Here is a 22,612-nt window from a genome sequence, read left to right on the forward strand (position 1 = left end):
CCGCACCTTATGAAGCGCCACACCCCCGACCGATGTGCGCTGGACACACAGTTCAACCCATGGGCGTGTGGTCGAACCATGTGGGTTCGTCCTTCAGTGCCTGCTCGATACGGAAGTGCGAGAACCGCCTCATCGCCGGGAGCGCGTCCAGTTCGAACCAGCCGACCTCCGTCGACTCCTCGTCGTTGACCCGTGCCTCGCCTCCGACGGCCCGGCAGCGGAACGAGACGTCCATGAACTGGCACTGGTCGCCGTTGGGGTAGACGACCGGCTTCCGCAGGGTCTGCACGAGCACCACCCGCTCCACCTCGCAGCGCACCCCCGTCTCCTCGTACACCTCGCGCACGGCGCACGCGGCGGGCTGCTCGCCGGGCTCGACGATGCCCCCGACGATCGCCCACATGCCGGTGTCCGCCCGCCGGCCGAGCAGTACGCGCCCACGGGAGTCGAAGACGACGGCGGACACACCCGGCAGGAAGAGCAGCTGGTGGCCTGCGGAGACGCGGAGGTCGCGGATGAAGTCAGGGGTACCCATGGAACGACCCTAGATCACCGGAGAAGGCTCCCGCTCAGACGGCCCGAGCCCTGCGAGCGCGAACGGACCGGGCCGCCGACCAGCCCAGACCGGCCACGGCGACCGCCGCGAGCAGCGCCTCCGGAAGGGTGCCCATCCGGGTCGCCGGGGTCAGCGAGGACCGCAGCGGCACCTTCTCGACGAGCACGTCCGGGGTGAAGAGCTTCGTCTCCGCCATGATCCGCCCGTCCGGCCGGATGATCGCGCTGACGCCGCTGGTGACCGGGACGACCACGGTGCGGCTGTGCTCGACGGCGCGCACCCGGGACATCGCGAGCTGCTGGTAGGTCATCTCGCTGCGGCCGAAGGTGGCGTTGTTGCTGGGCACGGTGATCAGCTGCGCCCCGTGCGTGACCGTGTCGCGCACCGCCCAGTCGAACGCCGCTTCGTAGCAGGTCGCGAGACCGACCTTCGTCCCGGCGAGGTCGAAGACGCCGATCTTGTTCCCGGGGCCGAAGTCGCGGCGTACCCGGTCGACGTCGCTGTTGAAGATCCGCACGAAGGACCGCATCGGGATGTACTCGCCGAAGGGCTGGACGTGCCGCTTGTCGTACTCGGCGACCGGGCCCTTGCGCGGGTCCCACTCGATGAGGGTGTTGCGCAGCTTGCCGGTCTCGGGAGCGATGACGGAGCCGATCACGGTCGGCGCGTTCACCTCGCGCACCGCCTCGTCGATCACCTCGAACGCGTCGGGGTTGGCGTACGGGTCGATGTCGCTGGAGTTCTCCGGCCAGAGCACGAAGTCGGGCTGCGGCTCGCGCCCCGCCTTCACGGCGGCGGCCAGCTCCCGCGTGCGGTTGGCGTGGTTGTCGAGGACCGCGCGCCGCTGCGAGTTGAAGTCGAGGCCGAGGCGGGGCACGTTGCCCTGCACGGCCGCGACCGTGGCCGTGCCGTCCTCGGCGGCGTCGGAGACCAGCGGCAGCGCGGCGACCGCACCGGTCACCGGGACCAGGGCGGCGAGCGCGGCCGCGAGCAGCTGCCCCCGGGCGGGCGGTGTACCGCTCCCGGCCACGCGCCGGGCCCGGACCAAGCGCACCAGCTCGTACAGACCGAAGCCGCAGAGGGCCACCGCGAAACCGAGGACGGGGGTGCCGCCCACGGCCGCCAGCGGCAGGAAGATCCCGTCCGCCTGACCGAAGGCGATCTTGCCCCAGGGGAAGCCGCCGAACGGCACGCGCGCGCGTGCCGCCTCGCCGAGGATCCACACGGCGGCGGCGAACACCGGCCAGGCGGGGAGCCGCGACACGGCGGCGATCCCGAGGCCGACGGCGGCGACGAACAGCGCCTCCACGGCGGCGAGCGCCAGCCACGGCACCGGGCCGACCTCTTCGCCGGTCCACACGAGCAGCGGCATCAGGAAGCCGAGCCCCGCCAGATGCCCCAGCCCGAACCCGGCCCGCAGCCGCCGGCCGCGCAGCGTCCAGCCCAGCAGGGCGAAGGCGGGCAGCGCGAGCCACCACAGCGGGCGGGGCGGGAAGCTCAGGAACAGCAGCACCCCGGACAGGACGGCCGCGCCGGGCCGCAGCAACCGCCGCACCCCACGGGCCCGCTCCGGGGCGGGGACGGACTCGGGCACGTCGGCGGGTGCGATGGTGGTGCTCACGTCGGGGAGTCTACGGCGCGCGCCCCGGCCACCGGCAGCACCCGTTGCGGACGGCCGACCCACCCCGCACCCCGCGCCCGTGAAGGATTTGTCGCCCCCCGGCCTTCGTCCGGGGCTCCCCGGGCGGGACGGTCGGCCCCCCGGCACGTCACGGCCCGCCGGGCCCGGACTCCCTGCCCGGCGGCCTCCCCTCAGGGCGCCGCGCCGGAGAACGAGGGGGTCGGCCGGCTCCGCCGCCCCTCCTCGCCCGTCGTCGTCAGACGCCCGTCGGGGCCGGCGGGGTCGAGCGGGGGAGCAGCGCGCGGATGGCCTTGACCGCCGACTCCGCGTCGTCGACGGTGACCGTGAACGTACGGCCGTCACCGAGCCGCAGGACCAGCCCCTCGCCCCGCCGCACGATGACCGCCGTGCCCTTCTCGGGCCGCCAGCGGTAGCCCCAGCCGCCCCACTGGCGCGGGGTGACGGACGGCGCGAACTCGGCGCCGACGACGTGCGAGAGGGGGATGCGGCGGCGTGGGACGCCGATGTGCCCGCAGCGCACCTCCATCGCGTGGTCGTCGACCCGGACCGCGACGTGGACGAAGGCGAGCGTGCCGAAGAGCACGAGGAGGCCGGCGGCGACGCAGCCGATGACGGCCATCAGCAGAGGTGCGATGCCCGAGGTCCAGGGCGACTCGACGGCGAGCGCGATACCGAGCGCGAGGCAGGCGACTCCGGCGACGGCCGGCAGCCATTGCATCCGGTTGGTCGCGCGCCCGGTCCAGACCAGGGGTGGGGGTCCCTCGGGACCCTGGTTCGGGGAGTGGTCCCTCATGGTGCCAGCCTACGCACGTTTCGTCGTGTCGGCGCCTCAGCGGAGCCGTCCGGACACGCTCAGTGCGCGGCGGTCGCCGCCCCCAGGGCGCGGCCTTCCGCGTAGCCGAGCGCGGCCTGCGGGAGCTCTCCGGTGCGGCCGCTCAGGAGCACGGTCAGCCTTCCGGTGGGAGCCGCCACGGGGTCGGCTTCGAGGCCGATCCGCCGCAGCGCCTGTGCGGCGACTGCCCCGGCGGAGCCGTGCAAAACGACCGGCGGGTGGTCGGTGCGGCGCAGTGCGTCCCGGATGGGGTCGGCGACGAGCTCGTAGTGGGTGCAGCCGAGGACGACGGCCCGGACGTCGAGGGGCGTGAGCGCCGCCGCGGCCGTGACGGCCCGGCGCACGGCGGCGGCGTCGCCGTGCTCGACGGCGTCGGCGAGGCCGGGACAGGGCACCTCGGTGACCTCGGCGCCCGCCGCGAAGTCGCGGATGAGCCCGCGCTGGTACGGGCTGCCGGTGGTGGCCGGGGTCGCCCAGATGGCGACCTTGCCGCCGCCGACCGCCGCGGGCTTGATCGCGGGCACGGTGCCGATCACGGGGATGTGCGGCTCCAGCGCGGCGCGCAGCGCCGGCAGGGCGTGGACGGTCGCGGTGTTGCAGCCGACGATCAGGGCGTCGGGCGCGTGCGCGGCGGCGGCCCGGGCGACCGCGAGGGCACGCTCGGTCAGGTCCTCGGCGGTACGCGGGCCCCACGGCATGCCCTCGGGGTCCGAGGAGAGCACCAGATCTGCGTCGGGCCGCAGGGCGCGGACCGCCACAGCTGCCGGGAGCAGGCCGATTCCGGAGTCCATGAGCGCGATCTTCACCCGGTCACCCTAGCCGACCGCCCTTGCTTCCCCGGCAATCTGGGGCAGACTGCGGCGAATGAGCCCACTTGCCTGGATCGCGATCGCTTCTCTGGTTGTGTGGTGCTGGCTGCTCCTCGGCCAGGGCTTCTTCTGGCGCACGGACCAGCGTCTGCCGGCGCCGGTCGACGGCCCTGAGGCCTGGCCGGCGGTCGTGGTGGTCGTCCCGGCGCGGGACGAGGCCGAGGTGCTGCCGCTGAGCCTGCCCTCACTGCTCGCGCAGGACTATCCGGGGCGTGCGGAGGTGATCCTCGTGGACGACGGGAGCACCGACGGCACGACGGTGGTCGCCGAGGATCTCTCGCGACGCCATGGCGGGCTGCCCCTGGCGGTGGTACGGCCGGGCGAGCCGGAGCCGGGCTGGACGGGGAAGCTGTGGGCGCTGCGGCACGGTATGGCACAGGCACGCGCGCGTGGACCCGAGTTCCTGCTCCTGACGGACGCGGACATCGCACACGAGCCGGACAGCCTGCGCCGGCTCGTCGCGGCGGCGACGGGGCACGGGCTCGACCTGGTGTCGCAGATGGCGCGGCTGCGGGTGGCGAGCGGCTGGGAGCGACTGATCGTGCCGGCCTTCGTCTACTTCTTCTGCCAGCTGTACCCGTTCCGCTGGATCAACCGGCGGCGCCCGCTGGCGACGGCGGCGGCGGGCGGGTGCGTGCTGCTGCGGTCGGAGACGGCGGCGCGGGCCCGGGTGCCGGAGGCGATCCGGCAGGCCGTGATCGACGACGTGTCGCTGGCCCGGGCGGTGCGGCGGGCGGGCGGCCGGCTCTGGCTGGGCCTCGCGGACCGGGTGGACAGCATCCGCCCGTACCCGCGATGGGGAGACCTGTGGCGGATGGTGTCGCGGAGCGCGTACGCGCAGCTGCGGCACAACCCGCTGCTGCTCGCGGGCACGGTCGCCGGTCTCGCGCTCGTCTATCTGGCGCCGCCCGTGACGCTGGTCGCCGGGATCCTCACCGGGGACGGCCGGGCGGCGTGGGCCGGCGGGCTCGCGTGGGCGGTGATGGCGGGCACGTACCTGCCGATGCTCCGGTACTACCGGCAGCCGCCCTGGCTCGCCCCGCTGCTGCCGTTCACGGCTCTGCTCTACCTGCTGATGACAGTGGACTCGGCGGTCCAGCACCACCGCGGCCGGGGCGCGGCCTGGAAGGGGCGTACGTACGCCCGCCCCGAGGCCGCGCCGGACCGCTGAGGGGCGGTCACGTGACGGCGGGCCGCCGGTCCATGCCCCAGCCGTGGTTCCGGTCGGCCGTCCCCTGCATGCCGACGCCGGGCTCTCCGGCCGGGGAGGCCGCCTCGCGGCGGACGATGAGCGGTGAGGACGTCCGTCGTCGTGCCGTCCCCCGCCCGCTCACCCTCGTGGCGCACGGCCCCCGAGGCGTGCGCGGGCCGGTCGAAGAAAGCGAAGTCCGCGTCGGAGCGCGCCTTTCCCGAGACGAGAAGGAGCGCGGAGGCATCGACGACGGGCACCCCTGTTCCTGAACGCCACTCCAATTCCACCCGGATCCCCCGTGCCCTCAGCGGAACATTGGCTCCCTTAAGCGTGAACATCCCCCACATTGCGGCTCCCGCCGCATCAAGATTCCTTTACGCGGAGCTGAGACCGGGCATGCCGGGCACTCTCCGTGACCCACGGGTAACCCCTCCCGAGCTCGGGTTTTTCAAGATCGTCCACCTCTGGGGCGACCGATTTTGTCAGATTCGCTCACATTGCCGATCGGAGGTCTCAACCAACCCGTCAAACAACCCTCTTATCGGGCTCCCCAACCAGCACATCGTGGGCTTAACTTATGGCCATGACCTCCCCGCGCTCCACCTACGGAGGCGGTTACTACACCGCGCCGTCGTTCCCCGACACCCCGATCTACGACTCCCTCGTCGCAGAGCGGGGCACGCCTCAGATCGCCCCGATCCGAGTGCCCTCCGCGTACGACTCCGGCAGCGGCTTCTCCGGAAGCAGCAGCTACCTGCCGGCGCTGCCCGCGGCCCTGCCCGCCCTCCCGGCCGCGCCCACCCCGCAGCCCGCCCCCGCCTACGGCGGCAACGGCGGCTACGGCTATCCGCAGCCCGCGCCGCAGATGGCCCCGGCGACGCAGCTGATGGCCCCCGTGCCGCTGCAACAGGCGCCGACCCCGTACATCCCGCAGCAGCCCGTCGCTCCGCGCGGCTACCCGGGTCCGCAGGCGCCGCAGCAGCAGCGCCCGGTGGCGTCCGGGTACGAGGCCATGCGCCCGGCCGCCCCCCGGCCGGTACCGGCGCCCGCGCCGTACGACGACCCGTACAACCGCCCCTACCAGGGCCGCGGATACTGATCCGCGGACCGGGCGGAGCGACTGGCAGGATGAAGGCATGTCGACTCCTGTCCTGAGCTCCGTCCACGTCCACCCGGTCAAGGCACTGCGCGGGTTCTCACCCGCCGAGGCGGAGGTCCAGCCATGGGGACTGGCCGGTGACCGCCGCTGGGCCGTCGTGGACACCGCGGGCAAGGTCGTGACCCAACGCCAGCACGCACGGCTGGCGTTGGCGTCGGCCGCGCTGTCGGAAGACGGCGCGGTCACACTGTCCGCGCCCGGCCACGAGACGCTGACGGTGGAGGTGCCGCGCCTCTCCGCCGCGGCCGTCACGGTCCCGGTGGACGTCTTCGGCACCGTCGTCGAGTCGGTCCCGGCGGATGCCGCGGCGGACGCGTGGTTCAGCGCCTACCTCGACAGCGCGGTCCGCTTCGTGCACATGGACGACCCGGCCCACCGGCGTCCCGTCGACCCCGACTACGCACTGCCCGGCGAGACCGTGAGCTTCGCCGACGGCTATCCCCTGCTCGTCGCCACGAGCTCCTCGCTCGACGCCCTCAACTCCCTCATCGCCCAGGGCGATCACGCCGACGAGGGCCCGCTGCCCATGAACCGTTTCCGGCCCAACGTGGTCGTCGACGGTACCGCTCCCTGGGCGGAGGACGGCTGGCGGCGGATCTCCATCGGCGACGTGGCCTTCCGCGTCGCCAGGTCCTGCGGCCGCTGCGTGGTCACCACCACCGACCAGCAGACGTCCGAGCGGGGCAAGGAACCGCTGCGCACCCTGGCCCGGCACCGCAAGGACGGCAACCGGCTGATCTTCGGCCAGAACCTGGTGCCCGAGCACCGCGGGGTCATCCGGGTCGGCGACCCGGTCAAGATCCTCGACTGACGCCCGCGGCCCCGGCCGAGCCTCGTCCCGGCCGCGCCCTCGCCCCCGGCCCGCCACCCTCTTCCGGCCCTCGCCCCCCGCCCCCGCCCGCGGGAAATTCCTCCCGACAGGCGCGGAACCCACCCCCGGGGGACACTCGTTGGAAGAACGGCAACCGCCGAAGGGCCCGTGCCGGGCCGTCGACGTGACGAGGGGGTGCGGAGCGTGCGTGCAGCCATCGGGCTCTGGCGCTGGCGGCACAATCCCCTGCGCCGGACCACGGACCTGGCCGAGGCCTGGGTGGCCCTGACGGCCGCCGTGCTGCTCTGCCTGGCCGTGCCGCTGGCCGGCTTCGCCGCGGGCGTCTCCGCGAACACCTCGCTGCAGCGCTCCGTACGCATGCAGCAGCAGGAGCGCGTGCCGACGGTCGCCCGGGTGGTGCGGACCGCCGACGAGGCGGTCGGGGAGCGGACCGCCGAGCTGGCCGGGGAGCAGCGGCTCAGACCCGCCGTCGTCGCCGACTGGACGGCGCCGGACGGCAGCCGCAGGACCGGCACCGTGACCACCGCCCGCGAGCACGCGCACCCCGGTGACATGTTCCCGCTGTACACCGACCGGAGCGGGCGGGCGGTGACCCCTCCCATGGCCGCCGGCACGGCCCGGGCCCACGCACTGATCGCCGGGCTCACCGTCGCGCTGCTGACCGGCTTCCTGGTGGAGACCGCCCGACGGCTGGTCGTACACCGGCTGATGCAGCGGCGGTACGCACGTCTCGACCGCGCCTGGGCCCAGGCCGGTCCCGACTGGGGCCGCACGGGGACGGGCAGCTGACGCCGGGGCGGAAGACGCCGACGACGCGTCGACCCGTCAACCCGGCGGCGCCACGCGCGCTACGGTGGGGCATCGGATCCCGGATCCGGCTTCCGGAGCACGGGATCCCGGGTCCCGGATCAGCGTCGACGCACGAGGCGGGGGCAGAGCACACCCATGGCACAGGGCACGGTCCAGGTGACGCACACCGGCACGTCGCGGTGGCGGCGCCGCACGGGCGAGTACGCCTCCCTCGCCGCCGCCCTGGAGGCCGCGGGCGACGGGGACGTCCTCACCGTGGCCCCCGGCACCTACCGGGAGAACCTCGTCGTGCAGCGGGCCGTCACCCTGCGGGGCGGCGACGGGGCCGTCGGCTCGGTGCGGATCGCACCCGTGGACGGCGTGCCGCTGACCGTCCGCGCCTCGGCCACGCTGCAGGACCTGCACATCGAGGGACAGGACGCGGCCGCGCCGGCGCTGCTGGTCGAGGACGGCACGCCCGAGCTGTTCGACCTGCGGATCGTGACCCGCTCGGCCGCCGGGATCGAGGTGCGCGGCGCGGCGCGGCCGACGGTCCGCCGGGCCACGGTCGACAATCCGGCCGGCGTCGGCATCGCCGTGCTCGACGGCGCCGGCGGCGTGTTCGAGGAGTGCGAGATCGTCTCCGCCGGGCAGGCGGGGATCTCGGTGCGCGGCGGCGCCCACCCGCGGCTCGAACGGTGCCGGGTGCACCACGCCTCCGGCGCCGGGATCAGCGTCAACGGCGAGGGCAGCGGCCTGGAGGGCATCGGCTGCGAGGTGTACGAGATCAAGGGCACGGGTCTGCAGATCGCGGCCCGGGCCACGGCTCACCTGAGCGACTCGACCGTGCACCGGACCTCGGCCGACGGCATCACCCTCGACACGGACGCGGTGCTCACGCTCTCCGACTGCGACATCCACGACATCCCCGAGAACGCGGTCGACCTGCGCTCCCGCTCGGTCCTGACGCTGACCCGCTCGGCCGTGCGCCGGTTCGGGCGCAACGGCCTGTCCGTATGGGATCCGGGGACGCGGGTGGACGCCAACCAGTGCGAGATCCACGACAGCACGGGCGACTATCCGGCCGTGTGGGTCAGCGACGGCGCGACCGCCGTGCTCGACTCGTGCCGGGTGCACGACGTGCCCGACGCCCTGTTCGTGCTGGACCGCGGCTCGCGCGCGGACGTCGTCGACAGCGACCTGTCGCAGGTGCGCAACACGGCGGTGTCGGTGAGCGACGGCGCGACCGCGCAGCTGGACGACTGCCGGATCCGGGAGGCGTCCACGGGCGCCTGGTTCCGGGACCACGGCAGCGGCGGCACGCTCGGTGGCTGCACCATCGACGCCGTGCAGACCGGGGTGATCGTCACCAAGGGCGCCGACCCGACGATCGAGCGCTGCACGGTCACCTCGCCCGCCGAGGCCGGGTTCTACGTGTCGGCGGAGGGCCGCGGCTCCTTCCACGGCTGCCGGGTGACGGGCAGCGGGGGCTACGGCTTCCACGTGATGGACGGCTGCCGGACGACGCTGCGCAAGTGCCGTACGGAGCGGTGCGCACGCGGCGGCTACGAGTTCCCGCAGGAGGGGACGGTCGCGGAGGACTGCACGAGCGACGAGAGCCAGGTGCGCACGGCTCCCGCGTCCGAGCCGGGCGGTGTCCTGACCGCGACCCGGTCGGGCGGGCTGCTCGGCACGGTGCCCGCGCCGCGCACCCCCGCCGTGGTGCCGGCCGCCGCGCCGGAGCCGCCGGCGACGCGCTCCTCGGGCGAGGTGCTCGGCGAACTCGACGCCCTGGTGGGCCTGGAGAGCGTCAAGCACGAGGTGCGGACCCTCACCAACATGATCGAGGTGGGCCGTCGGCGCCAGGAGGCGGGCCTCAAGGTGGTGTCCGCGCGCCGGCATCTCGTCTTCACCGGCAACCCCGGCACCGGCAAGACGACGGTGGCACGGCTGTACGGCGAGATCCTGGCGTCCCTGGGCGTCCTGGAGCGCGGCCATCTCGTGGAGGTCTCCCGGGTCGACCTGGTCGGCGAGCACATCGGCTCGACGGCGATCCGGACCCAGGAGGCCTTCGACCGGGCCCGCGGCGGCGTCCTGTTCGTGGACGAGGCGTACGCGCTGTCACCGGAGGACTCGGGGCGGGACTTCGGCCGCGAGGCGATCGACACGCTGGTGAAGCTGATGGAGGACCACCGGGACGCGGTCGTGGTGATCGTCGCCGGGTACACGGCGGAGATGGAGCGATTCCTGACCGTCAACCCCGGTGTGGCGTCCCGGTTCTCACGGACCATCACCTTCTCCGACTACGCGCCGGAGGAGCTGCTGCGGATCGTGGAGCAGCAGGCGGAGGACCACGAGTACCGGCTGGCCTCCGGCAGCGCCGAGGCCCTCCTCACGTACTTCACGGCACTGCCGAAGGGCCCGACGTTCGGCAACGGGCGTACGGCGCGGCAGACGTTCGAGTCGATGGTGGAGCGGCACGCGGGCCGGGTCGCCGCGCTCGCGGAGCCGAGCACGGACGACCTGACCCTGCTCTACCCGGAGGACCTGCCCGCAATCTCCTGAGGGGAGACGGTGTCGACGCGCTGGCGGGGCAGCGCGGGGGGCAGCCGGTCGAGGAGTGCGGCGCGAGCGTCGGCGAAGGCCGGGTCGGCCTGGTAGTCGGAGTGCCCCAGGATCGGTTCGGGCAGCGGGTGCGCGCGGGTGCGCCCGTACGCGACGGGGTCGAGGAGCTCGGGCCGGTCGACCGCCGGCCGGTCGCCCTCGGCGGGGACCCGGACGGGACCGCCGATGGGGTCGGTGGCCCGGTGGAGGTTGCTCCAGCAGTGCACGGTGCGGTGCAGACCGCGGAGCGGCTCGGGGCCGAAGTAGGCGGGGAACCAGCGCCCGTAGAGGCGTTCGAGCGGCGAGCCGTAGGTGAGGAGCGCGACCCGGCCGCGGGCGGCGGGCGGCAGCTGCCAGACCGCGGCGGCGGCGAGGACGCTGCCCTGCGAGTGACCGGAGATGACGAGCCGTCCGCCGGTCTGCCGGATCCAGGAGCTCATCCGCCAGGTGAGGTCGGGGACGGCCCGTTCCGCGTAGCAGGGCGGGGCGAAGGGATGGGCGGCGCGCGGCCAGAAGGTGCCGACGTCCCACAGGATGCCGATGGTGCGGCGGGCGGAGGCGTCCCTGTAGGCGCGGCGGCCCCAGGTGACGAAGAGCAGGAAGCCGAAGCCGATCATCCAGGAGCCGAGCGCCTGGGCGGCGGTGGCGGCGGACGCGATCGCGGGGTGGGCGCCGTCGAAGGCGCGCCCGGGGACGTTGCCGCTGGCCCAGGCGCCGGCGACGGAGGTCGCGCCGAGCAGGAGGGTGGCACCGGAGACGACGCCGATGAGGACGGGCGCGGAGTCGGTGAGCCCGGCGCGGGCCCGGCCGGCCGCGATCTGCCCGGTGCGCAGCCGGTCCGGGTCCTCGGCGCCGTAGGCGGCTTCGACGACGGGGCGGAGGCGGCGGGTGGTGAGCACGGTGCGGGCGACGAGCAGCGCGGTCGGGACGAGGAGCAGCAGGAGGAGCAGCGGGATGACGGAGGCCTGCCAGCTGAGCAGGACCGGCGGGCCGGTGATGAGCCCGTCGCCGGTGCCTGGGGTGCCGGACCCGTCGAGCCAGTCGGCGACCCGCTGCGCGACCCCGCCGGACATGACGCCGCCGAGGGCGCAGGCCAGCATGGCGGTGGCGGGTCCGCCGAGCCCGTACAGGGCGGTGCGGGGGTCGCGGCGCGGGCGGTGGAGGAACAGGGCGACCGTACCGAGGGCGACGACGAGCGCGCCCTGGGCGAGGGTGAGGCCGCCGAAGAGCGCGTCGCCGGGCAGGGTGCCGGTGGAGCGCCAGCCGGGGCGGGACCAGGCGGCGTGCACCGCGGTCAGCACGAGCAGCAGCAGGGCGGTGGCGGGCAGCCAGGACACGAGGGCCCGTTCGATGCGCAGATCGAGCCGGTGCTCGCTGCGGCCGCGGCGGCAGACCACCCAGAGGACGACGCAGGCGAGGACCACGACGGCGCCCTGGAGCACCCTGCCGAGGACGTCGAACAGTGAGCCGGGGACGGCGCGGTGGTCGTGACCGGCGCTGGCTGCGGCGAGGGCGGCGGCGACGGTGAGGAAGCCTGCGGCGGTGTGGGCGGCGCGCAGCCGGGCGACGAGCCGGCGACCGTACCAGAAGCCGGGCCGGCCGAGGGCGGGGCGCTGTTCGACGGGGGTCGTCCCGGTGGGGCTGGTGGCGTCGGCGGCTTCGGTGTCGGACACGGGCACCTGGGGGTCGGCGGCTTCGGTGGCGGACGCGGGCACCTGGGGGTCGGTGGCCTCGGTGGCGGACGCGGGCACCTGGGGGTCGGTGGGCTCGGTGTCGTACCCGGTGGGCGGCCGCTGGGCCTCGTAGGCGCTCCAGGTGCGGTTGGACAGGTACCAGAGCAGACCGACGAGCGCGGTGGGGACGAGGGCGGCGAGGGTGAGGCGGCGGCCGGGCTGGGACCACCAGCCGCCGCGGTCGGCGGAGAGGAAGCCGAGCCAGGAGCGCTGGGCGGCGCAGGTGGCGGAGCCCGCGCACTGCCAGGCCGTCAGGTCGAGGGCGACCTCGCAGGCGGCCGCGGTGAGCAGGACGGTGAGGGTGAGCGCGACGAGCCGGACGAGGACGCCGTAGAGCCGGACGAGTCCGGCGCGGCCCTCGGTGGGCGGGCGCATCCAGTGGGCGAGGTTGGCGACCATGAACGGCAGGAGCAGCAGCCACAGGGCGCGGGCGCCGTTGCCGGAGGTCAGGTTGGACCAGCAGTAGGCCTCGGGGACGGGGCGGTCGGCGTACCGCTCGGGGTGGTCCTCGGCGTCGACGTCGTCCCTGCGGCGGTGCATCGCGGCCGTCCTGTCGCCGGTGACCCGTACCGTGCGCGGGTCGTCCAGCATGTCGGCCGCGGTGGCTCCGCCCACGCCGTGGACGAGCAGTTCGAGCGCCGCACCCCCGTTCTGCGGGTCGGGTGTGGCAGGGGACACTTCGGGGACTCGCTCTCTGAATGGGAGGATCTGGGGTGGGAGGATGCGACGGCAGGCACCAGGATCGCGGACGGCCGTGCCGTACGGCAGGGTCCTCACCGAATCCGACGCCCCTTTACCCCTTTACCCCGTTTCACGTTTCCTTCGGAAAGGACCGGCCCCGGCGGTGACTGACAATCAGAACCTCCTCGCGGAGCAGCGGCGCGCCCTGATTCTCGACGAGGTGCGCCGGCGCGGAGGTGTCCGGGTCAACGAGCTGACCCGGCGGCTCAACGTCTCCGACATGACCGTGCGCCGGGACCTGGACGCGCTGGCCCGGCAGGGCATGGTGGCGAAGGTGCACGGCGGCGCGGTGCCGGTGGTCGAGGCGAGCACGCACGAGCCGGGCTTCGAGGCGAAGTCGGCACTCGAGCTGGGCGCCAAGGAGGAGATCGCGCGGGCCGCGGCGGCGATGGTGCGCCCGGGGACGGCGATCGCCCTGTCGGGCGGCACGACGACGTACGCGCTGGCACGGCATCTGCTCGACGTGCCGGACCTGACGGTGGTGACGAACTCGGTGCGGGTCGCGGACGTGTTCTACGAGGCGCAGTACGCGGGTTCCGGCGGCGAGGCCAGGCCGGGGGCCGCGACGGTGGTGCTCACGGGCGGCGTGCGGACGCCGTCGGACGCCCTGGTGGGGCCGGTCGCCGACCAGGCGATCCGTTCGCTGCACTTCGACGCCCTGTTCCTCGGCGTGCACGGCATCTCGGTGGAGGCGGGTCTGTCGACGCCGAACCTGGCGGAGGCGGAGACGAACCGGCGCCTGCTGCGCTCGGCACGCCGGGTGGTGGTGGTCGCCGACCACACCAAGTGGGGCACGGTGGGCCTGAGTTCGTTCGCGACGCTGGACGAGGTGGACACCCTGGTGACGGACCGGGGTCTGTCGTCGCGGTTGCGCGAGGAGATGGCGGAGCATCTGCCGGGGCTCGTGGTGGCGGGCGAGGAGGCGCCGGAGGGCGACGAGGAGGAGCCGGAGTGAGCCGGTTCCGGGTGGAGAGGCCCGTCGCGCTGCCGCCCGCGGAGGTGTGGCGGCGGCTCACGGACTGGCCGGCGCACGGCGCGCAGGTGCCGTTCACCCGGACGACGGTCCTGACGGCGGGCCCGAACGGCGTGGGCACCCGGTTCTCGGCGCGGACGGGACGTGGCCGGTTCGCGTTCGAGGACCCCATGGAAGTGGTGCGCTTCGAGCCGCCGGAGGCGGGCCGACCGGGCGTGTGCCGGCTGGTGAAGCACGGCCGGGCGGTGCGCGGATGGGCGGAGTTCGAGGTGGTCGGCGAGGGTGCCGGCAGCCGGGTGCGGTGGACGGAGGAGCTACGGCTGCGGGGGCTGCCGGCCGCGCTCGATCCCGTCCTGGCGGCGGCGGGACGGCTGGTGTTCGGCCGGGCGCTGGACGGACTGCTACGTAACTGACGGTTTGTCAGCTACCGTGTACTGGCCCACGATCCGCCCTACGGGAGGTACGGCCCATGGCACGCCGACTCCGGCCGGTGGAGCTCGACTTCACCGAGTCCGCGCCCCTGCGCCTGGTGTTCAGCACCGAACTCGCCGCCCCGCCCGCGGCCGTCTACCGGTCGCTCGCGGTCGAACTGGCAAGCACCCCCGCGTGGTTCACGGCCGTCACGGCCGCGGCGCCGATCGACGGCGGCGCCGGGCGGACGATACGGCTGCGGGGCGGGGTGGAGTTCCGCGAGACGATCCTGGCCACCGACCCGGCGGCCCGCTACGCCTACCGGGTCGACGAGACCAACGCACCGGGCCTGTCGGCCCTCCTGGAGGAGTGGGCGCTGTCCCCCTCCGGGGCCGGTACGCGGGTCCGCTGGACCATGGCGGTCGACGGCAACGGTCCTTGCCGGCTGGCGATGCGGCTGGCCCGGCCGGGGGTCGGCAGGTCCTTCAGGGGTGCGATGCGCAACCTGGACCTGCGGCTCACTCCGACCAGGCTCCCGTCGCCAGGAACTGGTCGATGACGGCCGCGTAGGGAGCGATGTCGAGGCCCTGCGAGGACAGCCATTCGTCGGAGTAGTACTTGTCGAGGTAGCGCTCGCCGCCGTCGCAGATCAGGGTGACGACGCTGCCGGTGCGCCGCTCGGCGACCATCTCGGCGACGATCTTCAGCGCGCTCCACAGGCCGGTGCCCGTGGAACCGCCCGCCTTGCGGCCGATCGCGGCCTCCAGGGCGCGGACGGCGGCCACGCTCGCCGCGTCGGGCACCTTCATCATGCGGTCGATGGCGCCGGGGACGAAGCTCGGCTCCATCCGGGGCCGGCCGATGCCCTCGATGCGCGAGCCGCAGTCGCTGGTGGCGTCCGGGTCGTGATGGGTCCAGCCGTCGAAGAAACAGGAGTTCTCGGGGTCGGCGACGCAGACCCGGGTGTCGTGCTGCATGTAGTGCACGTAGCGCGCGATGGTCGCCGAGGTGCCGCCGGTCCCGGCCGTGGCGACGATCCAGGCCGGCTCCGGGTAACGCTCCAGCTTCAGCTGCTCGTACATCGACTCGGCGATGTTGTTGTTGCCGCGCCAGTCCGTGGCGCGCTCGGCGTACGTGAACTGGTCCATGTAGTGGCCCCCGGTGCGGACGGCGAGCGCGGCGGCCTCGTCGTACATGGTGCGGGAGTCGTCCACGAAGTGGCACCGGCCGCCGTGGAACTGGATCAGCCGGCACTTCTCGGGGCTGGTGGTGCGGGGCATGACGGCGATGAAGGGGACGCCGATCAGCTTGGCGAAGTACGCCTCGGAGACCGCGGTCGAGCCGCTGGAGGCCTCGATCACGGGCGCGCCGGGCCGGATCCAGCCGTTGCACAGGCCGTACAGGAACAGCGAGCGGGCGAGCCGGTGCTTGAGGCTGCCGGTGGGGTGGGTGGACTCGTCCTTGAGGTAGAGGTCGATGCCCCAGCTCTCCGGGAGCGGGAAGCGCAGCAGGTGGGTGTCGGCCGAACGGTTGGCGTCGGCGTGGACCTTACGGACGGCTTCCTTGAGCCAGGAGCGGTACGCGTCGTCGCTGCGGTCGACGTCGACGGTGGCCATCGGGCTTGCGGTGCTGATCATGCGTGCGTGCCTCTTCTCGTGCTGCCCAGGGGGTTGCCCACGGGGTTGCCCACCCTTCGACAATACCGCTCTCACCTGGGCAAACGTTCTCTTTGAGGGCCCATAGGGATGCCTTGCAGAGGGCGCGGACAGGAGTTCGACGGGGCCGTTCTGGTGCCGCGGGCCGGTGCCGGGCACACTGATGAGAGGCAGCCTGCGCGAAGGGGGCGGAGCACCATGTCGGAGCCCGAGTTCACGGCCACGGGGGTACGGATCGACCGTTGGCCCCGCTCGCTGACCCGCGCGGGCGAGGTCCGCATCGAAGACGGGCGCCTGTCCCTGCTGACCAGCTACGGCAGCGAGATCGACAGCGCGCCGCTGGGCTCGGTGCGGGCGGGCCGGCCGTGGTTCGCGAAGCCGGACGAGGCGGTGGCGACGGTCAACGGCACGCGTTATCGGATCTCGGGCTCGGGGCGGCTGCTCGAAGCCCTGAAGAAGGCGACGGAGCCCGCGGCGCGCCCTTGAGCCGAAGCCGGGGGCGGGGCCTTGAGCCGATGCCCGCGGCACGGCCTTGAGCCGAAGCCGGGGCCGGGCCTTGAGCTGGGGCCCGCGGCACGGCCTTGAGCCGGAGGCCGCAGCGGCGTTCTTGAGCCGCAGCCCGTGGCGGGGCTGCACCCCGGAGCCGGCGGCACACCTGCACCCGGATGCCCGGGGCGCGGCTGTGCCCCGAAGCCCACGGCGCGGCTGCGGCCGAATGTCCGCGGCGGTTCTGACGCGAGGCTCGACACGCCCCCTGACCTGGGGGGTGTCGCCGCGAGTTGCAGCACGGTGACCACTGGTTCACGCTGGAACCACCTCACCGAGGGTTTACCGGCGGTGACGCTGCGAACCAGCCACCGCTCTGCTACACCGCATGACAGATCCGAATCTCCGTCTTCTTGACCTACTTCGGGGAGTCGCAGCCGTGATCAGCGAGCCCAGCAGGTACTGCACGGTGGAGCTCCAGGCCCTGCCGTCGCGGATCGGTCAGGTCCGCAGAATCGTTGCGGCGCATCTGCGCCATTGGCAGCTCGACGCTTTGATCGACCATGCCACGCTCGGTGTCACCGAGCTCCTGACCAACGTCCACCGGCACGCCCAGCCCGACAAGACGTGCACCGTCGAGGTCGAGCTCCTGCTCGACCGTCTCACCGTCTCCGTCCGCGACAACGACCCGCGCATACCGGACGTCGCCGAACCGGACGACACGGACGCGGAGTTCGCCACGTCGGGCCGTGGCCTCACCATCATCGAGGCGATGAGCGAGAGTTGGGGCGTCCGCCCGCACGGGGACTCCGGGAAGGTCGTCTGGTTCACCCTCCAGGCGCCGTCCTCCCCCGTCGCCGTCCTGCCCTACACCCACACCGTCTACGGCGCCACGACCGACGGCCCACTCGTGGGAGCGGGCCGTCCGGTCGAGCCGAGCCTGGTCGACTCGCTGGCGGGCTGATCGCGTCGGCCTCACTCCGTCGCGATCGCCCGCAGCACGTCCAGGCGGGCCGCCCGCCGGGCCGGGCGCCAGGCGGCGACCGCGCCGGCGGCCAGACCGACCAGCGCGACGGTCACCAGCTGGACCGGCGGCAGGGCGAAGCTGAACGCGCTGTCCGAGGCACCGTCCGAGGCGCGCACGAGGACCCAGCCCAGGAAGCCGCCGAGGAGCAGTCCGCCGGCGGTGCCGAAGGCGGCGACCAGTACGGACTCCCAGCGGACCATGGCCCGCAGTTGGGACCTGGTCTGGCCGACCGCCCGCAGCAGGCCCAGCTCGCGGGTGCGTTCGTGCACGGCGAGGGTCAGCGTGTTGGCGATGCCGAGCAGGGCGATCAGGACCGCGAGGGCGAGCAGCGCGTAGACGAGGGTCAGCATCATGTCGATGCCGGCCGCCGAGGACGCGGCGTACTCGTCGCGGGTCTGCACCTCCGGGTTGCCGTACCGCGCGGCGACGTCCTCGACGGCCGCCCTGCCCGCGTCGGCGGGGACGCCGTCCGCGAAGCTGACGGCGACGAGCCGGTCGGCGTCCTGGGTGCGGTGCGGGGCCCAGGCCTCGCGGGTCAGGACGTAGTCGCCGGCGAGGTCGGCGCGTTCGTAGACGGCGCGGACGGTGAAGGTGTGCCGCGTGCCGTCGGTGAAGGCCAGCTCGGCCGTGCGGCCCGGCGCGAGTCCGTACCGCTCGGCCTCGTCGTCCGCCACCGCGATCCCGTCCGTGCCGAGCCCGGCGAGCGAGCCGCGTACGGTCCCGAGGTCGAAGGTGCGGGCGAGTGCGGCGGGGTCGGTGACCGTGAGGGCACGGCCCCGCCCGTCGACCTCCGCGACGCCCTCGCCGAGCCCGACGGCGGTCTCCACCTCGGGCAGTGCGGCCACGGCGGGGGCGAGGCGCGGGCTGAGCCCGCTGCCGCCCGCGCCGAAGGACGGCGCGCTGACGGCCACGTCGCCGGCGAAGGAGCGGGAGACGGTGTCGTCCATGGTGGCCTTGAGCGAGGCGCCGAAGACGGTGAACAGCGCGACGACGGCGACGCCGATCATGAGCGCGGTGGCGGTGGCGGCGGTACGGCGCGGGCTGCGCAGGGCGTTGCGGCGGGCGAGATCGCGGTGGGTGCCCCGAAGTGGTCCGCCCAGGATCCGTATCGCGTACGACGAGGCCACCGGGCCCAGGACGACGAACGCGGCGAGGGCGAGGACCGCTCCGGTGCCGGCGAGCCAGAGCGACGGGGTGGCCAGGACGCCCACCAGGGCCAGGCCCACGGCCAGGGCGAGCAGTCCGGCCCCGGCCGCGGAACGGGTGCGGGAGGTACCCGAGTCGTCGACGGCGGTCTCCCGCAGAGCGGCGAGCGGGGCGGTGCGCCCGGCCCGTACGGCGGGGAGCAGGGCCGAGCCGACGCAGACGGCGAGCCCTACGGCGAAGGGCAGGGCCAGTGAGACCCAGCTGATCACCAGGTCGCCCTCGGGGAAGGCGAAGCCGACGGCCGGGAAGAGGGCCTGCAGTCCGGCCGCGATGCCGATGCCGCCGAGCAGACCGGCCGCGGAGGCGAGGACCGCGACGGCGACGGCCTCGGAGAGCGTCATGGTGACGACCTGGCGGCGGGCGGAGCCGAGGGCGCGCAGCAGGGCGTTCTCGCGGGTGCGCTGGGCGACGACGATGGCGAAGGTGTTGTGGATGGAGAAGACGGAGACGAGCAGGGCGACCCCGCTGAACACCAGCAGGAACGTGGTGAACAGGGTGAGGAAGCGGCCGGAGATCATCTCGTTGCTCTCGTCGGTGGCCTGCTGGCCGGTGATCGCTTCGACCCCCTCGGGCAGCGCGGCGCCGAGCGCGGCGACCAGTTCCTCCGGGGAGGTGCCGGGTCCGGCCCTGACGAGAACGGCGCTCGCCTGTCCCGCCTTCGGCGTCAGGTACTTCTCGGCGTCGGCCCGGGTCAGTCCGGTGTAGGTGACCTGGCCCATGCCGTCCGCGCCACCGAAGGTGGCGAGGCCGACGACGGTGACGCGCACCGGGTCGGGGGTGCGCAGGACGGTGGTGGAGCCGAGGGTGAGGCCGCCGGTCTTCGCGGCCCCCCGGTTGACGACGGCCTCGCCGCTCTTCTGCGGGGCGCGGCCTTCGGCAAGGGCGTACGGATTGAGTTCTGGATCCTGGATCCAATTGCCCGCGAGGGTGGGCGGGCCCTGGCCGCCGACCGGCTTGCCGTCGGCACCGACGAGCTGGCCCGCGCCCTCGATCCGGGGAACGGCGGCGGCGACCCCGGGGACCTCGGCGAGGCGCTCGGCGAGCGCGGCGTCGACGGGGCTGCGGGTGCCCTGGGCCTCGCCGGCGACCGTCACGACGCTCGTGCTGCGCACGACGGCGTCCGTGCCGCTGTTGGCGTTGCCGAAGAGGGTGCCGAAGCTCGCCCGCAGGGTGTCGCCCATGACGAGGGTGCCGGTGAGGAACGCGACGCCGAGCAGGACGGCGGCGAAGGTGCCCAGGAAGCGGCGCCGGTGGGCGCGCAGGGAGGCGAGGCTGAGACGGAGGGTGGTCATGTCACCGCTCCCCCGCTGTGGAGCCGGCTCTGGCCCTGCCGTCGAGGAGTCGCTCGCTCCTGGTGTCGAGTGACTTCATCCGGTCCAGGACGAGATCGGAGGTCGGATGCTGGATCCGATCGACGAGCCGCCCGTCCGCGAGGAACACGACCTCGTCGGCATGGGCGGCGGCCACCGGATCGTGCGTGACCATGACGACCGTCCGCCCCGTCCTTCGCACCGTGTCGCCGAGCAGCCGCAGCACCTCCTCGCCGGAGCGGGAGTCCAGATTGCCGGTGGGTTCGTCGGCGAAGACGACGTCCGGACGACCGGCGAAGGCGCGCGCGACGGCGACCCGCTGCTGCTGGCCGCCGGACAGCTGGCTCGGCCGGTGGTGGAGCCGGTCGCGCAGCCCCACCGTGTCGACGAGGCCGTCGATCCAGGCCCGGTCCGGGGCTGCGCCCGCCAGGTCCAGGGGCAGCGTGATGTTCTCGGCGACCGTGAGCGTCGGCAGCAGGTTGAAGGCCTGGAAGACGAAGCCGATCCGCTCGCGCCGCAGCAGGGTGAGACGCCGGTCGTCGAGCGCGGACAGGTCGGTGTCGCCGATGAGGGCGGAACCCGAGGTCAGCGTGTCGAGCCCGGCGGCGCAGTGCATGAGGGTGGACTTGCCGGAGCCCGAGGGGCCCATGATCGCGGTGAAGCGGCCGGCCGGGAAGCCGACGCTCACCCCGTCCAGGGCCCGGACCTCGGTGTCCCCGCGACCGTAGACCTTGACCGCGTCGACGACCCGCGCGGCGGCCGGGAGCGTGCCGGTGGTCATCGGCGGCGTCCCTTCTCCTCCGTGGTGCGGCCGAACTGCTCCTCCAGGACCGTCAGCCGGCGCCAGTACTCGTCCTCGTCGATCTCGCCCGCGGCGAAGCGGTGTCCGAGCAGTGCGATCGGCGACCGCTCGTCGACGCGGGAGGCGCCGGGGCCGCCGGAGCCGCCCGGGCCTCGGTGCCGGCGCCATCCGAACCGGCGCAGCACGGTGACCACGGTGATGATCACGGCGGCCCAGACGAGCGGGAAGAAGAGGATCCACGGGCCGGGGCCCGCGTGGGCGAGGGTGTTCATCGTCGGTCAGCTCCTCTGGTGGTGGATGCTTCGAGACTGCCTCCACGCACGCCCCCGGGTCGTCGTACGGCCAGCGGCTTCGGCCGTACGACGGCGGGAGTACGAGCGGTCCCGGCGGCTGCTCCTCGACTCTGTACCTACTGGTATGTACAGTGCCTGCATGAGCGCGAACGCGTCCGAGCGACTGATCGAGGCCACCCGCGAACTGCTCTGGGAGCGCGGCTACGTCGGCACCAGCCCGAAGGCGATCCAACAGGCCGCCGGCGCGGGCCAGGGCAGCATGTACCACCACTTCGACGGCAAGCCGGACCTCGCCCTCGCGGCGATCCGGCGCACCGCGGCCGAGCTGCGGGAGGCCGCGGAGCGCGCCCTCGGCCCGGAGGGGTCGGCGTACGCGCGGATCGAGGCGTATCTGCTGCGCGAGCGCGACGTGCTGCGCGGCTGCCCCGTCGGCAGGCTGACGATGGACCCGGACGTCATCGCGAGCGAGGAGCTGCGCGAGCCGGTCGACGAGACGCTCGACTGGCTGCGCGGCCGGCTCGCCGCGATCGTCCAGGAGGGCCTGGACGGCGGGGAGTTCACCGGACCGCTGGACGCGCACGAGGTCGCCTCGACCGTCGTCGCGACGGTCCAGGGCGGCTACGTCCTCGCCCGCGCCACCGGTTCCCCCGCCGCCTTCGACGCCGCGGTCCGCGGGCTGCTCGCACTGCTGTCCCCCCGCACCGCCCCCTGACGCCCCGAGGAGCCCGGCTCATGCACGCCCTGCAGTACGAGATCACGCTGCCCGCCGACTACGACATGGAGATCATCCGCGAGCGGGTCGCCACCCGGGGGCACCTCCTGGACCACTTCCCCGGCCTGGGCCTGAAGGCGTATCTGATGCGGGAGCGGGCGGACGGCTCGCCGGTCAACCAGTACGCGCCGTTCTACCTGTGGGCCACGGCCGCCGGGATGAACACGTTCCTGTGGGGTCCCGGTTTCCAGGGCATCGTGAACGACTTCGGCCGGCCCGTCGTCCAGCACTGGACCTCCGTGGCGTACGAGGAGGGCCCGGCGACCGCCGCTCCGCCGCGCGTCGCGACCCGGCGCAGGGAGCGCCTGCCCGAGGGCACGCCGCCCGCCGAGGCGGTCGCGGAGGCGCTGGCCCGGCACGCCCGCCGGGCGGCGGCGGACGGCGTGGTGGCGAGCACGCTCGCCGTCGACCCGCGCCATTGGGAGCTGCTCACCCTCACCCTGTGGGAGACCCCGGAGGCGCCGGCCTCGGCGGGCGAGGAGGACGAGCGCTTCCAGGTGCTGCACGTGTCGCAGCCGGGCCGCGCGGCCATCCCGGCGGGCCGGCTGTGGTGACCCGCGGTGGCGATCCGGCGGGGCTGGGGTGCCCGGTGGCGATCTCGCGGGCCGACCGGGGCGACCCCGGTAGCGATCCGGCGGGGCTGGGGTGCCCGGTGGCGATCTCGCGGGCCGACCGGGGTGACCCCCGGTGGCGATCCCCGCGGACCGGATGTGGTGCCCCCCGTGTCG

21 protein-coding genes and 1 pseudogene are annotated in these 22,612 nt (G+C 74.1%); 12 read left to right on the forward strand and 10 right to left on the reverse strand.

The window, feature by feature from the left end; all coding sequences use genetic code 11:
* Positions 1 to 52: 52 nt before the first annotated feature.
* The 4 genes from AB0M16_RS29610 to AB0M16_RS29625 form a co-directional block, all read right to left on the reverse strand.
* Positions 53 to 535 (reverse strand): NUDIX domain-containing protein, encoded by a 483-nt coding sequence (locus AB0M16_RS29610; protein ID WP_365348296.1) that lies wholly within the window; start codon positions 533 to 535, stop codon positions 53 to 55.
* A 34-nt stretch (positions 536 to 569) separates the two neighbouring features.
* The gene (lnt, locus tag AB0M16_RS29615) at positions 570 to 2,177 is read right to left on the reverse strand and encodes an apolipoprotein N-acyltransferase (protein WP_365348298.1); all 1,608 of its coding nucleotides are present in this window, start codon (positions 2,175 to 2,177) and stop codon (positions 570 to 572) included.
* A 256-nt stretch (positions 2,178 to 2,433) separates the two neighbouring features.
* A complete protein-coding gene (locus AB0M16_RS29620) occupies positions 2,434 to 2,991 on the reverse strand; it encodes a hypothetical protein (protein ID WP_365348300.1) in 558 nt (185 codons plus the stop codon).
* A 59-nt stretch (positions 2,992 to 3,050) separates the two neighbouring features.
* The gene (locus tag AB0M16_RS29625; protein ID WP_365348302.1) at positions 3,051 to 3,836 is read right to left on the reverse strand and encodes an aspartate/glutamate racemase family protein; all 786 of its coding nucleotides are present in this window, start codon (positions 3,834 to 3,836) and stop codon (positions 3,051 to 3,053) included.
* 58 nt (positions 3,837 to 3,894) lie between these two features.
* On the opposite strand from AB0M16_RS29625, the gene AB0M16_RS29630 reads away from it, so the two are divergent.
* Positions 3,895 to 5,070, forward strand: coding sequence for a glycosyltransferase (locus AB0M16_RS29630; protein WP_365348304.1), 1,176 nt, complete (start codon positions 3,895 to 3,897; stop codon positions 5,068 to 5,070).
* Positions 5,071 to 5,195: 125 nt separating this feature from the next.
* On the opposite strand, the pseudogene AB0M16_RS29635 reads toward AB0M16_RS29630, so the two are convergent.
* A pseudogene (locus AB0M16_RS29635) lies at positions 5,196 to 5,429 on the reverse strand (TerD family protein); the annotation flags it as partial.
* A gap of 245 nt (positions 5,430 to 5,674) precedes the next feature.
* Here AB0M16_RS29635 and AB0M16_RS29640 point away from each other — a divergent pair.
* From AB0M16_RS29640 to AB0M16_RS29655, 4 genes are all read left to right on the forward strand, one after another.
* A complete protein-coding gene (locus tag AB0M16_RS29640; RefSeq protein ID WP_365348306.1) occupies positions 5,675 to 6,190 on the forward strand; it encodes a DUF6643 family protein in 516 nt (171 codons plus the stop codon).
* A 37-nt stretch (positions 6,191 to 6,227) separates the two neighbouring features.
* Entirely contained in the window at positions 6,228 to 7,061 is an 834-nt protein-coding gene (locus AB0M16_RS29645; RefSeq protein WP_365348308.1) for an MOSC N-terminal beta barrel domain-containing protein, read from the forward strand.
* A 204-nt stretch (positions 7,062 to 7,265) separates the two neighbouring features.
* Complete coding sequence (locus AB0M16_RS29650; protein ID WP_365348310.1) at positions 7,266 to 7,871, forward strand: hypothetical protein; 606 nt, start codon at positions 7,266 to 7,268, stop codon at positions 7,869 to 7,871.
* Positions 7,872 to 8,027: 156 nt separating this feature from the next.
* Positions 8,028 to 10,436, forward strand: a complete 2,409-nt coding sequence (locus tag AB0M16_RS29655) for a right-handed parallel beta-helix repeat-containing protein (RefSeq protein WP_365348312.1) — start codon at positions 8,028 to 8,030, stop codon at positions 10,434 to 10,436.
* Here the strand turns inward: AB0M16_RS29655 and AB0M16_RS29660 are convergent.
* Positions 10,406 to 12,886, reverse strand: coding sequence for a hypothetical protein (locus AB0M16_RS29660; RefSeq protein ID WP_365348314.1), 2,481 nt, complete (start codon positions 12,884 to 12,886; stop codon positions 10,406 to 10,408). The two genes, AB0M16_RS29655 and AB0M16_RS29660, sit on opposite strands and share 31 nt — an antisense overlap.
* Before the next feature lie 166 nt (positions 12,887 to 13,052).
* Here AB0M16_RS29660 and AB0M16_RS29665 point away from each other — a divergent pair, with 166 nt between their 5' ends.
* Genes AB0M16_RS29665 through AB0M16_RS29675 form a run of 3 tightly spaced genes read left to right on the forward strand, consistent with a single transcriptional unit; the run spans position 13,053 to position 14,892 of the window.
* Positions 13,053 to 13,904 carry a DeoR/GlpR family DNA-binding transcription regulator gene (locus AB0M16_RS29665; protein ID WP_365348316.1) on the forward strand — a complete coding sequence of 284 codons (852 nt, stop codon included), beginning with the start codon at positions 13,053 to 13,055 and terminating at the stop codon, positions 13,902 to 13,904.
* Positions 13,901 to 14,335, forward strand: coding sequence for an SRPBCC family protein (locus AB0M16_RS29670; RefSeq protein ID WP_365348318.1), 435 nt, complete (start codon positions 13,901 to 13,903; stop codon positions 14,333 to 14,335). The genes AB0M16_RS29665 and AB0M16_RS29670 overlap by 4 nt, the downstream gene beginning before the upstream one ends.
* A gap of 56 nt (positions 14,336 to 14,391) precedes the next feature.
* Positions 14,392 to 14,892 carry an SRPBCC family protein gene (locus AB0M16_RS29675; protein WP_365348320.1) on the forward strand — a complete coding sequence of 167 codons (501 nt, stop codon included), beginning with the start codon at positions 14,392 to 14,394 and terminating at the stop codon, positions 14,890 to 14,892.
* Here AB0M16_RS29675 and AB0M16_RS29680 read toward each other — a convergent pair.
* Positions 14,852 to 15,970, reverse strand: coding sequence for a PLP-dependent cysteine synthase family protein (locus tag AB0M16_RS29680; RefSeq protein ID WP_365348322.1), 1,119 nt, complete (start codon positions 15,968 to 15,970; stop codon positions 14,852 to 14,854). The two genes, AB0M16_RS29675 and AB0M16_RS29680, sit on opposite strands and share 41 nt — an antisense overlap.
* A 216-nt stretch (positions 15,971 to 16,186) precedes the next feature.
* Here AB0M16_RS29680 and AB0M16_RS29685 point away from each other — a divergent pair, with 216 nt between their 5' ends.
* Complete coding sequence (locus AB0M16_RS29685; RefSeq protein ID WP_365348324.1) at positions 16,187 to 16,474, forward strand: hypothetical protein; 288 nt, start codon at positions 16,187 to 16,189, stop codon at positions 16,472 to 16,474.
* A 439-nt stretch (positions 16,475 to 16,913) separates the two neighbouring features.
* Positions 16,914 to 17,438, forward strand: a complete 525-nt coding sequence (locus tag AB0M16_RS29690; protein ID WP_365348326.1) for an ATP-binding protein — start codon at positions 16,914 to 16,916, stop codon at positions 17,436 to 17,438.
* A gap of 11 nt (positions 17,439 to 17,449) precedes the next feature.
* On the opposite strand, the gene AB0M16_RS29695 is transcribed toward AB0M16_RS29690, so the two are convergent.
* From AB0M16_RS29695 to AB0M16_RS29705, 3 genes are read right to left on the reverse strand one after another with little or no spacing between them, the layout of a single operon-like run.
* Positions 17,450 to 19,999 carry an FtsX-like permease family protein gene (locus AB0M16_RS29695; protein WP_365348328.1) on the reverse strand — a complete coding sequence of 850 codons (2,550 nt, stop codon included), beginning with the start codon at positions 19,997 to 19,999 and terminating at the stop codon, positions 17,450 to 17,452.
* Position 20,000: 1 nt separating this feature from the next.
* A complete protein-coding gene (locus tag AB0M16_RS29700; RefSeq protein ID WP_365348330.1) occupies positions 20,001 to 20,798 on the reverse strand; it encodes an ABC transporter ATP-binding protein in 798 nt (265 codons plus the stop codon).
* The gene (locus AB0M16_RS29705) at positions 20,795 to 21,091 is read right to left on the reverse strand and encodes an SHOCT domain-containing protein (protein ID WP_365348332.1); all 297 of its coding nucleotides are present in this window, start codon (positions 21,089 to 21,091) and stop codon (positions 20,795 to 20,797) included. The genes AB0M16_RS29700 and AB0M16_RS29705 overlap by 4 nt, the downstream gene beginning before the upstream one ends.
* Positions 21,092 to 21,236: 145 nt before the next feature.
* Here AB0M16_RS29705 and AB0M16_RS29710 point away from each other — a divergent pair, with 145 nt between their 5' ends.
* Together AB0M16_RS29710 and AB0M16_RS29715 are read left to right on the forward strand one after the other, a co-directional pair.
* Positions 21,237 to 21,824: a TetR/AcrR family transcriptional regulator gene (locus tag AB0M16_RS29710; RefSeq protein WP_365348334.1), complete on the forward strand. Its 588-nt coding sequence runs from the start codon at positions 21,237 to 21,239 to the stop codon at positions 21,822 to 21,824.
* Positions 21,825 to 21,844: 20 nt separating this feature from the next.
* On the forward strand, positions 21,845 to 22,438 hold the full coding sequence (locus AB0M16_RS29715; protein WP_365348336.1) for a DUF4865 family protein: 594 nt from the start codon (positions 21,845 to 21,847) through the stop codon (positions 22,436 to 22,438).
* Positions 22,439 to 22,612: the final 174 nt, after the last annotated feature.

The sequence above is a fragment of the Streptomyces sp. NPDC051921 genome (assembly GCF_040680975.1).
Taxonomy (GTDB): domain Bacteria; phylum Actinomycetota; class Actinomycetes; order Streptomycetales; family Streptomycetaceae; genus Streptomyces.